The organism is Hydrogenophaga luteola (assembly GCF_042648585.1).
In the GTDB taxonomy this organism is placed as follows: domain Bacteria; phylum Pseudomonadota; class Gammaproteobacteria; order Burkholderiales; family Burkholderiaceae_C; genus Hydrogenophaga; species Hydrogenophaga luteola.
In genome coordinates, this window is the sequence record NZ_JBHRXX010000005.1 from 611,469 (window position 1) to 625,784 (window position 14,316).

General features: G+C 68.0%; 13 protein-coding genes. 3 read left to right on the forward strand and 10 right to left on the reverse strand.

Going from position 1 to position 14,316, the window contains the following annotated elements:
- Positions 1–19 precede the first annotated feature (19 nt).
- The 3 genes from ACFOPI_RS12985 (at position 20) to ACFOPI_RS12995 (ending at position 2,105) form a co-directional block, all read left to right on the forward strand.
- The gene (locus tag ACFOPI_RS12985) at positions 20–1,060 is read left to right on the forward strand and encodes a serine/threonine protein kinase (RefSeq protein WP_382174444.1); all 1,041 of its coding nucleotides are present in this window, start codon (positions 20–22) and stop codon (positions 1,058–1,060) included.
- A 128-nt stretch (positions 1,061–1,188) separates the two neighbouring features.
- Positions 1,189–1,638 carry a MarR family winged helix-turn-helix transcriptional regulator gene (locus tag ACFOPI_RS12990; RefSeq protein ID WP_382174446.1) on the forward strand — a complete coding sequence of 150 codons (450 nt, stop codon included), beginning with the start codon at positions 1,189–1,191 and terminating at the stop codon, positions 1,636–1,638.
- 50 nt (positions 1,639–1,688) lie between these two features.
- Positions 1,689–2,105 (forward strand): organic hydroperoxide resistance protein, encoded by a 417-nt coding sequence (locus tag ACFOPI_RS12995; RefSeq protein WP_308328828.1) that lies wholly within the window; start codon positions 1,689–1,691, stop codon positions 2,103–2,105.
- Here ACFOPI_RS12995 and ACFOPI_RS13000 read toward each other — a convergent pair whose 3' ends face one another.
- The 10 genes from ACFOPI_RS13000 to ACFOPI_RS13045 form a co-directional block, all read right to left on the reverse strand.
- Positions 2,106–2,954 (reverse strand): 2OG-Fe(II) oxygenase, encoded by an 849-nt coding sequence (locus tag ACFOPI_RS13000; protein ID WP_382174448.1) that lies wholly within the window; start codon positions 2,952–2,954, stop codon positions 2,106–2,108.
- Between the two features lie 66 nt (positions 2,955–3,020).
- The gene (locus tag ACFOPI_RS13005; protein ID WP_382174449.1) at positions 3,021–3,980 is read right to left on the reverse strand and encodes a lysylphosphatidylglycerol synthase domain-containing protein; all 960 of its coding nucleotides are present in this window, start codon (positions 3,978–3,980) and stop codon (positions 3,021–3,023) included.
- 105 nt (positions 3,981–4,085) lie between these two features.
- Entirely contained in the window at positions 4,086–5,039 is a 954-nt protein-coding gene (locus ACFOPI_RS13010; RefSeq protein ID WP_382174451.1) for a response regulator, read from the reverse strand.
- The gene (locus ACFOPI_RS13015) at positions 5,036–6,226 is read right to left on the reverse strand and encodes a hybrid sensor histidine kinase/response regulator (RefSeq protein WP_382174453.1); all 1,191 of its coding nucleotides are present in this window, start codon (positions 6,224–6,226) and stop codon (positions 5,036–5,038) included. Before ACFOPI_RS13015 ends, ACFOPI_RS13010 begins: the two co-directional genes overlap by 4 nt.
- Positions 6,223–7,551 (reverse strand): sensor histidine kinase, encoded by a 1,329-nt coding sequence (locus tag ACFOPI_RS13020; protein ID WP_382174455.1) that lies wholly within the window; start codon positions 7,549–7,551, stop codon positions 6,223–6,225. The genes ACFOPI_RS13015 and ACFOPI_RS13020 overlap by 4 nt, the downstream gene beginning before the upstream one ends.
- Positions 7,548–8,969, reverse strand: coding sequence for a class I SAM-dependent methyltransferase (locus tag ACFOPI_RS13025; protein WP_382174457.1), 1,422 nt, complete (start codon positions 8,967–8,969; stop codon positions 7,548–7,550). The genes ACFOPI_RS13020 and ACFOPI_RS13025 overlap by 4 nt, the downstream gene beginning before the upstream one ends.
- A 184-nt stretch (positions 8,970–9,153) precedes the next feature.
- The gene (gene htpG / locus ACFOPI_RS13030; RefSeq protein WP_382174459.1) at positions 9,154–11,019 is read right to left on the reverse strand and encodes a molecular chaperone HtpG; all 1,866 of its coding nucleotides are present in this window, start codon (positions 11,017–11,019) and stop codon (positions 9,154–9,156) included.
- A gap of 99 nt (positions 11,020–11,118) precedes the next feature.
- Positions 11,119–12,381: an esterase/lipase family protein gene (locus ACFOPI_RS13035; protein ID WP_382174461.1), complete on the reverse strand. Its 1,263-nt coding sequence runs from the start codon at positions 12,379–12,381 to the stop codon at positions 11,119–11,121.
- 60 nt (positions 12,382–12,441) lie between these two features.
- A complete protein-coding gene (locus tag ACFOPI_RS13040; RefSeq protein ID WP_382174463.1) occupies positions 12,442–13,545 on the reverse strand; it encodes a pseudouridine synthase in 1,104 nt (367 codons plus the stop codon).
- A 31-nt stretch (positions 13,546–13,576) separates the two neighbouring features.
- Positions 13,577–14,302, reverse strand: a complete 726-nt coding sequence (locus tag ACFOPI_RS13045; RefSeq protein WP_382174465.1) for a Crp/Fnr family transcriptional regulator — start codon at positions 14,300–14,302, stop codon at positions 13,577–13,579.
- Between the last annotated feature and the right edge of the window lie 14 nt (positions 14,303–14,316).

Consider the following 14,316-nt stretch of genomic DNA (forward strand, 5'->3'; position numbering starts at 1 on the left):
AGGCGGTCACAATCGGCGCATGCACGCCACCGACCCGCGACACCCCTACGAGACCCTCACGCCCGATGCGGTGCAGGACGCACTGACGAGCCTGGGCCTGTGGGGCGACGGGCGCCTGTCGGCGCTTAGCAGCTATGAGAACCGGGTCTACCAGGCGGCGCTGGAAACACCGCTGGAGGGGCACGCGCAGGTGGTGCTCAAGTTTTACCGCCCGGAGCGCTGGAGCGAAGCGCAGATCCTCGAAGAGCACGCCTTCGCGGCCGAGCTGGCCGCCGCCGATGTGCCGGTGGTGGCACCGCTGGCCATCGAGGGCCGCACGCTGCACCGGCATGGCGGCTTCCTGTTCAGCGTGAGTCCTCGGCGCGGCGGACGCCGTCCAGAACTGGAGAACTTCGAGGTGCTGGAGTGGACCGGCCGCTTCCTCGCGCGGCTGCACACCGTGGGCGCCGCCCGGCCCTTCGAGCATCGCCCGGCGCTGGACGCCGCCAGCTTCGGCCACGAGCCGCGCGACTGGCTGCTGACACACGAGGCGGTGGCGCCCGAGGTGCGCACCGCCTGGCGCCAGGCACTGGGCGAAGCGCTGCAGATCATCGAATCGCACCCCGCCCTGCGCCCGGTCCGGGCTCCGGCCACCGAGGACGGCGCGGCCCTCATCCGCCTGCACGGCGACTGCCACCCCGGCAACATCCTCTGGACGCCCGAGGGCGCGCCTGGCGCCGGACCTCACTTCGTGGACCTGGACGACGCCCGCACGGGACCCGCCGTGCAGGACCTGTGGATGCTGCTCTCGGGCGAGCGGCGCCAGCAGACGCAGCAACTGGGCGCGCTGCTCGACGGCTACGAGCAGATGCGTGACTTCGACCGGCGCGAACTGGCCCTGATCGAACCGCTGCGCACCCTGCGGCTGGTGCACTACAGCGCCTGGATCGCGCGCCGCTGGGACGACCCGGCCTTCCCGATCAACTTCCCCTGGTTCGGCGGCCGCGACTACTGGCACGGCCAGGTGGACATGCTGGTCGAACAGATCGAAGAAATGCAGAAGCCGCCGCTGGTGGTCTGACCCCCGCACCCGGCTGCGCCGGTTCCGCGGTGCCCTGGATCTGCATCGCGCTCCGTTTTGACCCTTTCCGCATAAAGGTTTTCATCAATTAAATTGCGCACAATTTAATTGATGACTACAGTTCACCCATGCCTTCCAACCCCGCCCTCGACGACCGCGCCCTGCTGCTGGACAACCAGCTGTGCTTCGCGCTGTACTCCGCCTCGCTGGCGATGACCAAGCTGTACAAGCCGCTGCTGGAATCGATGGGCCTGACCTATCCCCAGTACCTGGTGATGCTGGCGCTGTGGGAGCGCGACGGCGAGACCGTCTCGGCACTCGGCGAGCGCCTGCACCTCGATTCGGGCACCCTGACCCCGCTGCTCAAGCGCCTGGAGGCGGCCGACCTGGTGTCGCGCCTGCGGGACGCCGCCGACGAGCGCCGCGTGCTGATCCGCCTGACCACGGCCGGCCGGCGGCTCAAGGCCCGGGCGGCCCGCCTGCCCGCCTGCGTGATGCAGGCCGCGCAGTGCAACCTCGACGAGGTCACCGCCCTGACCCGGCAGATCCAGACGCTGCGCGACCGGCTCAGCGCCTGACCCCTTCACCCACCCGCTTGCAACGCAAGCTTTTCATGAAAGACCCGACCATGGCCTCTCTCGACAAAGTCCTCTACACCGCCCGCACCCACACCACCGGCGGCCGCGATGGTGCCTCGCGCTCCGACGACGGCCGGCTGGACGTCAAGCACACGCCGCCCGGCGCGCCTGGCAACGGCACCAACCCCGAGCAGCTGTTTGCGGCCGGCTATTCGGCCTGTTTCATTGGCGCCATCAAGGCCGTGGCCGGCAAGATGAAGCTGGCCGTGCCGGCCGATGTGGCGGTGGACGCCGAGGTGGACCTGGGCCCGGTGGGCCAGGCCTACGGCATCGCGGCGCGCCTGACCGTGCACCTGCCGGGCATGGACCGTGCGCAGGCCCAAGCCCTGGTCGACGCCGCCCACCAGGTCTGCCCTTACTCGAACGCGACCCGCGGCAACATCGACGTCACCCTCACGCTGGCCTGATCAGCCGCGCTTCTGGATCGTTCCGGCCAGGTGCCGCTCGCGGAAGCGGCGCATGGCCCGGAACAGCACCGGCGGCATGTAGTCCTGCGACACGCGCCAGCGCAGTCCGCCGATCTTCTCGTTGGGCCGCTCGGCAAAGATGGTGGTGTGCGCACCGTTCTTCTCTTCGTCGGGCCGCCCGTTCGTGTAATAAAACAATGCCAGCGACTTGCGCGAGTCGCCCTCCGGGCAGGTCAGCGGGTCCGGGTGGCCATGGAAGGTGTTGCTGGTCGGCGAGAAGATCGCCAGACGGTTGAACACCGGCAGAATCTTGGCCCCGCAGTAGGTCACCTCGCGGTCCCACAGCTCCAGGCTGCCGCCGTACTCTTCCTTCCAGTTCTTGTTCATGTAGAAGATGACGTTGATTCGGCGGTCCAGGAAGTTCTGGTCGTGCTTGTTGAAGTCGGCGTGCAGCTTGAGCAGGCCGCCGCGCGGCGTCTGGTGCAGACCGCCGCCCCGCATCGAGGGGTCGGCAATCATGTTGTCGATGCCCGTGACCTTTTCAAGGAAGCGCAGGAACGGCGCCGAATTGAACTGGTAGAGCATCTGGCGCGTCACCGGGCCGAACTTGGTCTCGTCCACACACACCAGCTTGCGCTCGGCCGGGCGGTTGTAGTTGTGCCACTCGATGTCCTGCGCCTTGGGGAACTCCTGCCACATCGCCTCGGCGATGTCCTCCGGAAGGAAGTTGTCGAACGCCATGTGGTTGAAGGGCGTGCCGAGCTTGTACTGGGCCTCGCCCTCGATGGCGAGTTGTTCGTAGCGGGGGTCGTCGAAGACGAAACGGTTGGACAGGTCGGGGCGGGACACTGAAGGCTCCTGAGGGTGTCGGGACGGCGGTCCCATGAAACATCCCGTCAGTGACCGGCCTCCTCTTCAGGGTGTGGCGGCAGGCGTCTTGTGCTGCTGCATGCGGCGTCCGAGAACGCCGAGCAACACGGTCAGTGCATCTCCGAGCAGGGTGGTCAGGCGCATGCTCACGGCCAGTCCGGCGGCCACCGCAGCTCCGGTCAACGGAGTGAAGAGCACCACCATCATCGCCTCGCGCACCCCCAGACCACCGGGAGAGCCTGGCACCACGTAGCCCACCACCCAGGCGCTGCTGTAGAGCAACGCGATGCTGAACCAGTCAATGTCGGGACTTGCGAATAAGTATTCCGACTGCAATTTCACTACATACCCCTGCTGCATGAAGTTGATCAAGATCAACAGGGACACGAACAGCGCGGTGCGCAGTTGCGGCAGACGCAACATCTGTCCACCACCGATCTTCATGCTGAGCCGGGGCAACAGGGTGTTGACCACCTTGATGCCCAGCCAGGGCGCCACCAGGGCCAGCGGCAGAATCCAGACCAGCTTGGACGCGAAGGCGGGCGCCGCCCCGCCGGCGGTGTGCAGGTCCCACAGCACAACCGTGCCCAGCAGGGCGAGCGAGCAGCTGATCACCAGATTCCAGATGCCCTCGAACACCGCTGTGCCCACCGCCACCCCCACTGGAATGCCGGTGGATTTGGCCAGCACGCCGCGACCGATGAACTGCCCCACATTGCCGGGGAGGTACTTGCCCAGCTGCGAGATGAAGAACACCTGCACCGCCAGCCGCGTGGGCACACGGTGGCCCTGGTCGGACATCAGCAAGCGCCACACATGGGTGCCGAAAAAGTGGGTCACGACCACGCTCACCATGCTGAGCAGGCCGATGGCCACGGTGCTGAGGTTGAGGGGAATCGGCGGCAGCTTCTCCATGTGGATCATGAAGGCGCGCACGAAGAACACGATCGACGCCACGACGGCCGCATACATCAGCCACTTGAGAACGGTCTTGGCGTATTTCATGGAAACCCGTGGGAAACAAAGCGAAGCGGCGCTACAAGGCGCCGCAGAACCCCACAAGTGTAGTCGCCGGGCAGGGGCCAGACCCGGTCCGGCCCCTGACGCAGATCAAGTCTGGCCGCCCAGGCGCTCCATGGCGTCGGCCAGCCAGTCTTTGGGCAGTGGTTCGTCCGAAGCCGGTGCCACCACCCAGCCTTCGCCGGCCGCCCGCAGGCCGAAACGTCCCCGGGTCCAGATCTGCCAGGCCAGCCAAGCGCAATCGTCCGCCGAGGCCGGACCACCGGCGGGTGCGCTCAGCAGGGCCGTGCAGGGCGCGGTGCGGGCAAGGTGCAGAACACCGCCCCGGAGCTCTTCGCCCAGAACGGCCGCCAGCTGCGCCAGCGCGTGTGCGTCGTCCTGCCGGGTGCCAAACCGTTCCAGCCAGGAGCGGACCTGCAGCGCCACCGCGACACCCCGGCGCGCTTCGGCCTGCTGCAGGTCGGCATGGTCCCAGCGGTGCCAGTCCACCTCAGGCTCCAGCGCCCCCACCCACAGGGCCGCCTGCGCGAAACGGAACAGAGCACGCTCGTACGCCGCCGGGTCGGCACCGGCGCCGATCACGAAAAGGGACGAAAGACGGCCCGACACCAGGCGCGACTGCTGGGCCAGCATCTTGTCGCGCACCAGTTCATCGCGTTCGCTGCGCAAGGCCGACAGCTCCAGCGCGTTCTTCAGGTCGGAGCGCAGACTCTCCAGCTCCCAGGGCTTGGCGATGTAGCGGTAGATCTCGCCGGTGTTGATCGCATCGATGGCCTCGCCGATTTCGGAATAGGCTGTGGTGAGCATGCGCACGATGTGCGGGTAGTGGGTGCGGGCGTGGCGCAGCAGCTCGTTGCCGCGCTCGCCGGGCATGCGCTGGTCACACACCAGCACGGCGATGTCGGCGCCGTGCACGCTGAGCACCGCCCGCCCCTCGTCGACCGAGTTGGCGGTCAGCACCGGTGCCAATGGCCCCACCAGCCGCTCAAAGTACTTGAGGGCGATCGCCTCGTCGTCGACGTACAGGATCTTCTCGGGTTTCATCTGGATACCTCATGGTGTTGTTCTGTGTCCGGGACACCGAAGTGCAGGCGGACCGCGGCGCCACCGCCCACCGGTGACCGGACCTCGACCGATCCGCCCACGGATGCCATCACCCGTCGGCAGAAGACCAGGCCCATGCCGCTGCCGCCACTGGCCGACCGGGTGGTGACGGGCTCCCGGGTCAGCCGGGCCAGCACTTCCGGTGCAATGCCTGGACCGTTGTCGCTGATTTCAATGACCGCGCGGTCCGGCGTACCTGCAATCACGATGCGGATGCGGGGTTCGGCCGGCCGCGCCGAATGCAGGGCCAGCAGGGCATTCTTGACCACGGTGCACAGCACCAGGTACAGCAGGTCGCGCTGGCCGGGCAGCACAAAGTCCTGCAGCACGTCGCAGACCAGCCAGCGTGCCTCGTCGCCGTCGAAAGGATAGCCCTCGCGCACCGATCGCACCAGATCACTGGCGAGTTCGCTGGCGGTGGCGTCGGCATGGTAGGCGTCGCGAGCGGTGCGCACGAAGGTCGCCACCAGGGACTGGGCATAGTCGGTGCGGCGCAGGGCCGCCTCCAGCATCGCGCCGATCTCGCCGGGACGGCGCTGGGTGAGGCAGACGAGGTCGGTGTTGCCGCACAGGGGAGACTGCTGGCGCTCGCGCATGGCGTGCAGGTAGCCGCTGACGGTGGCCAGCGGCGTGCCCACCTCGTGCGCCAGGAATCCCAGGGTCTCCCGCAGGGCATCGTCCCGTCGCTGCAGCAGGGTCTGCTCCCGCAGCCGCTGCTGGCAGGCCGCCAGGGCCTCACGCAAGGCCCGCCGGGTCAGCAGCTCGTCCAGCGGCTTTTCCAGGATCTGCCCCACATGCCCCAGGTTGACCGCCGCCATCGCCACGTCCTTGTCGGCATAGGCCGACATCAGCAGCCGCGACACCAGGGGATGCCGCTGCCGGACCTCGGCCAGCAGGGCCACCCCGTCGCGCTCGGGCATGCGGTAGTCGGTCAGCAGGACGGCGACCTCGTGTCCCTGCCGATCCAACAGTTCCAGCGCCTGCCGCACGCTGGCGGCGGTCCGCACATCGAACTCGTCGCCATAGGAGCGCGCAAACCACTTGAGCGCCTGCGGCTCGTCATCGACCAGCAGCACGGCATGGGCCAGCGGGGAGACGGAACCGGCACCCGGCAGCTCGGATTTCATTGGGGCGGCCTCGGCAAGTCGAACGAAAACTCGGTCCATTCGCCGAACACGCTGTCGACGGACAGGATGCCGCCGTGCCGCTGCACGATGCCGTAGCTCACGCTGAGCCCCAGCCCCAGGCCGGCCCCCACGTCGCGGGTGGTGAAGAAGGGTTCGAACACCCGGCCGATGTTGGCCGGATCGATGCCGTGCCCGTTGTCCCGCACCGCGATCCGCAGCCGCTCGCCCTGCGGCGTCACCCGCACATCGATGCGCGGCTGCGCCCGCTGCACGGACTGCATGGCATGGGCGGCGTTGCTCAGGAGGTTGATCAGCACCCCGATGATGGCCGGCTCGTCGCCCATCACATGGGTGTCCTGGGGCAGGTCGAGCACCAGCTCGATGCCCTTGAGCTCGTAGCCCGCCAGGCGGATGGCCGAGCGCACCGCGTGCTCCAGCAGAAAGGGCCGCTGGCTGTCGTCACCGGGCTTCTGGTAGGCGAAAGTCTTGAGGTCGGAGACGATGTTCTGCACCCGCGTCAGTCCCTCGCGCGCGTCGTCCAGGCTTTCCTTGAGCATCGGATCGGTCTTGGCCGAGGGCACGCTCAGGCCCATGTTCACCGCCATCAGGGCATAGTTCACCGGGTTGTTGAGCTCGTGCAGCAGCCCGGCCGACAGCGTGCCGATGGCGGCCATCTTCTCGCGCTGGATCAGCTGGCCCTTGACCTCGGCCAGGGTGCGGTTGGTTTCCTGCAGTTGCGCGTTGTTCATCGCCACCTCGTGCTGCAGCTGGAACAGGCGCAGCCGCGCCCGCTCGTTGAACCAGGTGCAGACCGCGCTGGCAATGGCCGAGAACAGGATGAACAGGCTGTTGGTGTAGAGCTTGCCGGGTTCGGCCACGCCATCGGGGTGGAGCATGCAGGCCATCAGGTAGAGCACCAGTGTGAGCACACCGAAGCCGATGCCCTCGAACAGCGTGATCGGCAGGATGATGCCCACCGCGTACATGGCCAAGTGCAGGCCAACAAAGTAGATCGACTCGACCCCACTGGTCAACCAGATCATCCAGGCGATCATCATCTGCGGCAGCACCAGCCAGGTCATGGTGAGCACCCGCACCTGCTGCGCCCCCATCCGGGTGTAGAGCAGCATCAGGATGCCCAGGGTCAGGCAGGCCACCAGCAGACGCAGCAGGAAGAACTCGATCAACCACTCCGGATAGGAGAAATAGTCCAGCCCCACCCCCGCGAGCACCAGCCCGATGGAGGTGATGCTGCCGGCCTTGCTGTAGGCGAGCCGGAACGCCGACAGCTGACGCTCGTAGGACGCGGTGTCCCTGGCGATCATGCAGTGTCCAGGGGGACGCGCCCCGTCAGCGTGGTTTCCGCGAACACGTTGACACCGGTCTGGTCGGTGTACAGGTCGATCGCCGCCCCGACCTCGGACATCACGGAGGTCATCTGCGCCTCGTCGCGGTAGATCAGATGCCACTCCAGCAGGTGCTCCATGCCATGGCGCTCGGGGTTGCTCGAGTGCACATTGGTCAGCAGCATGCGGGCGCCCGGTGCGGAGCGGGACATGAAATAGCGGATCAGCCGGGTGCAGACCTTGTCGGACAGGTAATCGAACAGGCCCGCGCAGTAGATGAAGTCAAAACCCCGGCCGCCCTCCAGCTCCTGCGACTGGGCCGGGCGCTTGAGCAGGTCGTGCACCGACTCCTGAACATAGTTCACCTCGACCCGCCGACCGGTCTCGGCCATCACCGCCTCGATGCGTTCGCGCGTGTAGTCCAGGGTCTCGCGGCTGAAGTCCAGCAGCGTGAAGCTCAGGCGGCTCAGGTCCGCGCCGGAGGCAATCAGCCGCTGCAGCTCGACAGCCGGGCCGCAACCCACGTTGAGGATGCGCACCTGGCGCCCTTCCTGCTCGCCCAGGGCCACGGCACGCCGGAGGTAGTCGACCAGGATGTTGATGCGGTTGCGGTGCGCCTCGGCCACCGCCGCCCGCAGGAAGGTCGCGTTGACCAGCTGGATGTAGGTGCTGCCGCCCTGCCGCGGGTCGCCCAGCAGCTGATTGACCATCTCGTAGTCGCCGGCGTAGCCCAGGGGCTTGGCGAAGGTGCGATAGACGAAGGGCGCCCGCAGCACCAGCGGGTGCAGCGCCGCCTGGGCGTAGCTGCGGTGCAACAGGGCATCTTCCGCAGGCACGCTGGCGGCCTCGCTTTCCAGCCGCACCAGGAAGCTCTTGCCCTTGGTCATCAGGGGTTCGGCCATGGCCCAGAACACGGCATCGGTCAGCCGGCCGTCCTCGCCCTTGGGCAGCGAGTCCAGCATGTCGGCCTGGTCGATCCAGCGCGCGGTCTCGGACAGGAAGGCCCGGAACTCGCTGACCGCCACCTGGTAGCTCTCCTTGACCCGGAAGCGCTGCTCCCAGTCCTCGACAAAACGGGCAGCCTCCATGCCAACCTCCCGCACATTGCCACGTGCCAGGTTGAGGTCCGACCACTCGTCAATCAGGGCCAGCGAGACCACCGCCATCAGGCCGGTGTTGAGCAGGCTCACCACCACGGCTTTGCCCTGGTAGATGGCGCGCTCGCCGGAGCGGATCACTAGGTCGCTGAGCACCTCGCTGACCTGGACGATGGAATAGGGGTTGTAGATCTCCATCACCAGCGAGCGGCGCTGGAGACTGGTCAGCGTGCCGCGCGCGGCTTCGCCTTGGCTGTTTCGGAAGGTGACAACAGGATCAAAGGGGCGCTGGGGTTGCACGGTGGTTGGATGTCAACAGTGGTGGGGCGAATCGCCCCGATCGGAAGCTCCCAATCTGCCAGTGTAGTCATCTGTGACCTGTTTCACGGCCACCACTGTCGCCCAAAAGCCGCTGCGGCGCAAAAAAACCCGGGGCGGATACCGGACCGGGTTTCAGACCTTATGTTCTCGATTTCCGTAGCACTCAGGCCAGCAGGGCATTGACCCGTCGGACGTAGGTGGCCGGATCGTCGGGCAGACCGCCCTCGGCCAGCAGCGCCTGGTCGAACAGGATGTGGGCCAGGTCGTCGAAGTGCGCCGAGCCATCGAGCTTCTTCACCAGGGGGTGCGCCGGGTTGACTTCCAGCGTGGGCTTGGCGTCCGGCGCTTTCTGCCCCGCGGCCTTGAGCATGCGGGCGAGCTGGCTGGAAAGCTCGCCCTCGCCCACCACCAGACAGGCGGCCGAATCCACCAGCCGGGTGGTCACGCGCACGTCGCTGGCCTTGTCCTTGAGGGTTTCCTTGAGCTTGTCGAGCACCGGCTTGAAGCTCTCGGCGGCCTCTTCGGCCGCTTTCTTCTCTTCCTCGTCCTGCAGCTCGCCCAGGTCCACAGCGCCCTTGGCCACGCTTTGCAGTGGCGTGCCGTCGAACTCGGGCAGGAAGGACAGCGCCCACTCGTCCACACGGTCGGTCATCAGCAGCACCTCGATGCCCTTCTTGCGGAAGAGTTCGAGCTGCGGGCTGTTTTTGGCTGCGGCCAGCGTGTCGGCGGTGATGTAGTAGATGGCCTTCTGGCCGTCCTTCATGCGGGCCTTGTAGTCGGCCAGCGACACCGCCACCGCGTCGCTGGTGGTGCTGGCAAAGCGCAGCAGCTTGGCCAGCTTGTCGCGGTTGGAGAAGTCCTCGCCCAGGCCTTCCTTGAGCACGGCGCCGAACTCGGCGTAGAAGGTGGCGTACTTGTCGACATCCTTGGACAGGTCGTCCAGCATGGTGAGCACACGGCGGGTGTTGCCCTCGCGGATCGCCTTGACGTCGCGGCTTTCCTGCAGCAGCTCGCGGCTGACGTTCAGCGGCAGGTCGGCCGAATCGACCACGCCCTTGAGCCAGCGCAGGTAGGCGGGCATGAGGCTCTCGGCCTCGTCCATGATGAACACACGCCGCACGTAGAGCTTGATGCCGGCCTTGCGGTCGCGGTTCCACAGGTCCATCGGCGCCTTGGACGGGATGTAGAGCAGCTGCGTGTACTCGGTGCTGCCCTCGACACGGTTGTGGCTCCAGGCCAGCGGGTCGGCCTGGTCGTAGCTGATGTTCTTGTAGAACTCGGCGTACTGCTCGTCGCTGATGTCCTTCTTGCTGCGCGCCCACAGCGCGTTGGCCGAGTTGGCGGGCTCCCACTCGTCGCGGGTGATGTACTCGCTCTTCTCCGCGTCCCACTCTTCCTTCTGCATCAGGATGGGCAGGCTGATGTGGTCGGAGTACTTGGTGATGAGCGACTTGAGCTTCCAGTGGCTCAGGAACTCGGTCTTGTCCTCGCGGATATGCAGGGTGATGGTGGTGCCGCGCGCGGCGCGCTCGATGGTCTCGACCTCGAAGTCGCCCGTGCCGCCGCTGGTCCAGCGCACGCCCTCGGCCGCCGGCAGGCCGGCGCGGCGGCTTTCGACCACGATCTTGTCGGCCACGATGAAGCCCGAATAGAAGCCCACGCCGAACTGGCCGATCAGCTGCGCGTCCTTCTTCTGGTCGCCGCTGAGGTGACTCATGAAGTCGCGGGTGCCGCTCTTGGCGATGGTGCCCAGGTGCTCGACCGCCTCGGCCTGGCTCATGCCGATGCCGTTGTCGGTGATGGTGATGGTTTTCGCGTTTTTGTCGAAGGCCACCCGCACGTCGAGGTTGGGGGCGTCCTCGAACAGCGCGGCGTTGTTCAGCGCCTCGAAGCGCAGCTTGTCGCAGGCGTCCGAGGCGTTGGAGACCAGCTCGCGCAGGAAGATCTCAGGGTTGGAATACAGCGAATGGGTGACCAGGTGCAGCAGCTGGGCCACCTCGGCCTGGAAGGAGAGGGTCTGTTTGCTCATGCTTGGAGGACTGTCAAAAGGAATGAGGGGCCGTGCCACCCGCGCCGGACCGGCCGGGAGGCACTCGCGAGGGCGCAATTATGGGCAGGCCGCGCGATTTCAAGCCGGGGTGGCCAGCCAGGCCTGCAGCTGGGCGGCCACCCTCGGGCTGGACAGCAGGTCCAGGTGCCCGGTCCGGTAGACGGTGCACAGGTGATCGGGCGCCAGCGCCAGCCGCATCGACGGGTCCTCATGGCGGCCCAGCGCGCTGTCCAGCGGCACCAGGCCGTCGCCGGTGAGGCGCTCGGCCAGCCGGCTGCGTTGCCCGGCCAGGGTGGCCGCCACCGCATAGCAGTCCACCCCCTCGGGCAGCGGCAAGGGCAGACGGTGGTCGGCGCCCGAGGCAAAGCGGTCGCGCCCCTGCCAGTCGGCGTGCTGCACATGGCCGTGTCGCAGGTCGGTGATGCCCGCGCTGCGGAGCTGGCCGAGCCGTGCGAATGGCGCGGTGAAGGGGTTGGAGGCCAGCAGCCAGTCGGCCCCGTGGCCGGCACGCTCCAGCGGCGCACCGTGATGCGGGGTGCCCAGGAAGACCAGCTCGCGCAGCGGCTGCGTCCACGACAGGCCTGCCGCCTGGCCCACCGCCACCGCCGAACGGGCCACCAGCCCACCCATGCTGTGGCCGACGATCGTGATGCGCTCCGGCGGCACGGGCCACGCGGCCACCAGCTGCTCCAGCAGCAGCGCCAGCGCGCGCCCGTTGACCGAAATGTGCAGGCCGCTGTTGTAGCGCAGGTAGACGGGCGTGGCGCCCAGCGCCTCTGCCAGGAACTCACCGTGGTCGTGGCCGCTGCGGCGCCATTGGGTGTCGTTCATGCACAGGCCGTGGATCAGCAACACAAGGTGCGCGCCGGCGCCGGGCAGCTGGGTTTTCAGCGCATCGGGTCCCAGCGACAGCGTTACCCCGCCGGCGCGCAGCTCCATGGCCTGCGCCAGCGGGTTACCCAGGACCTGCAGCCGGTCGCCCAGCACACCGTTGAGTGCGGCCAGCACCGCCTCGCGCTGCGGTGAGGCCTCGGGATAGGACGTCGGGTCGTCCATCAACGGCAGCAGCAGGCCCAGCGCAGCGTTCGTGCCCCAACCCGCCAGCCGGGTCACGCCGCGCACGGCCTGGTAGATCTGTCCCGTCAGGCCGCCGGTTTGTTCACCCGTGGCGCCACCGGACAGCCCCAACCGCCGGTGCACCGCCTGGTGCACAGCCTCGGTGAGGTTGATGACGCCATAGGTGCCCTGGACCGCCAGCTGGGCTGCAGCCTGCAGGTCGGACGGGCGAATGTGGCGCAGAACGGCGCGACGCTGCGGTTCGGTCGGGATGGGCTTGGTCATGGGGCATTGTGGGCGCCAGGGTCCGCCGGCGATGGATGCGCCCCTCTAACGCCGCCCCTCTCAGAATCCCTCTCCAGCCCCCAGGTAGCGCCACTGCCCGACCGGCAGGTTGCCCAGCATCACCCGCCCGATGCGGATGCGCTTGAGGCCGACCACGTGCAGGCCCACCTGCTCGCACATGCGGCGGATCTGGCGCTTCTTGCCTTCCTTGAGCACAAAGCGCAGCTGCTCGGGGTTCTGCCAGTCGACCTGCGCCGGCTTCAAGGGCTGCTCGTCCAGGCTCAGGCCGTGGCGCAACAGCGCCAGCCGTTCGGTCGGGAACACGGCCTGCACGTCCTGCGTGACCACGCCCGCGCCCCTGGGGCCGTTCGGTGCCCAGTGCACGCGCACCAGGTATTCCTTCTCGACACCGGAGTCCTCACCGATCAGGGTGCGGGCGACGCGCCCGTCCTGCGTGAGCACCAGCAGGCCGGTGGAGTCGATGTCCAGCCGGCCTGCTGGCGCCAGGCCGCGGGTGTGCACCGCCTCGAAGCGGCGGCCGCTGCGGTCCTCGCGCCAGTGGCTCTGGGGTTTGATGAGCACGGCCGCGCTCTCGTGGCCGTCCTCGGGCAGGCCGCTCACATAACCCACCGGCTTGTGCAGCAGGATGGTGACCTGCCCCGCCTGCTGGTGACGCGCCTGCGGCAGCACCTCCACGTGCGCGTCGGGCGGCACCGGCTGGCCCATGACGGCGGGCTGGCCATTGACCAGCACCCAGCCGCGCGCGATCCATTCGTCGGCCTCGCGGCGCGAGCACAGGCCCAGCTCGGCCATGCGCTTGTTCAGGCGGATCTCGCCGTTGGCGTTGCCGACACGGGCCAGGTCGGGCCTCGGGTCGCGCGGGGGGCGCGGGGCCGCACGCTCGGGGCGCGGCGGCGGCGCGCTGCGTGAACCTTCCGTGCGAGGCCGCGCCGCCGGTCCGCGGGAGGAATCTTCGCGGCTCGGCCGGTCACCAGCTGGTTTGTTCGCCGCCCAGGCGGCATCGCGCGCGGCCCGTTCGGCCCGCACCTCAGAAAGGGGGCGGGCCCGGGCGGGGCCGCGGGGGCGCACCGGGGCGCGGGGGGCCGCCGGCTTCCCGGCCACGGGTGGGGCCTTGAGCTGCAAGGTCTTGGGTTTGTCGGTCATGCCCCGATGATCCCATGGCCATGCCGGCCGGCTACAGCGCCCCTGATCGCAGCGACGAAAGGTCCAGCACCCGCAAGCCCCCGTACTCCACCCGGATCCACCCCTTGTCGGCCAGCGCGGTCAGCGCCTCGTTCACCCGCTGGCGCGACAGGCCGACCAGGTAGGCCAGTTCCTGCTGGGTGATGCGCAGCACGCCGCCCACGTTGGGCGAGAGCAGAGGGTGGAACAGCGCGGCCAGGTTGCGCGCCACACGCAGGTCGGGGCTGGAGATGCGGTCGATCTCGCGCGCGGCGATGAACTGACCCAGCCGCTCGTTGAGCTGGTTCATCACGAAGCGATTGAAGCCGATCGAATGGTCGAGCAGCCAGTGGAAGGTGTCGACCGGCAGGCCCGCGACGCGGCTCTTGCGCAGGGCCTGGATGTTGTAGCGGTAGATCTCGCGCTTGAGCACCGTGCCCTCGCCGAACCAGCCGCCGGGCGCCACGCCGGTGAACGTGATCACCGCGCCCTGCGAATCGTCGTTGCTCATCTTGAGCAGGCCATCGAGCAGGCCGAACCAGTAGGTGACGGGCCGACCGATGCGGCAGATGTACTCGCCCACCTGCACCTCGTTGACCACCAGCGCCCCGAGCGCACGCTCGCGCTCGTCGGCCATCAGCTCCTTGAGCCAAGGGATTTCCGACAGCTCGCTCTCGGACGCGGGCCGCGCACTGGCGCGCAGCGCGGAGCCGGAACGGGGGTGCTTGGCAGAGACCATGGGCGGCGTTCGAC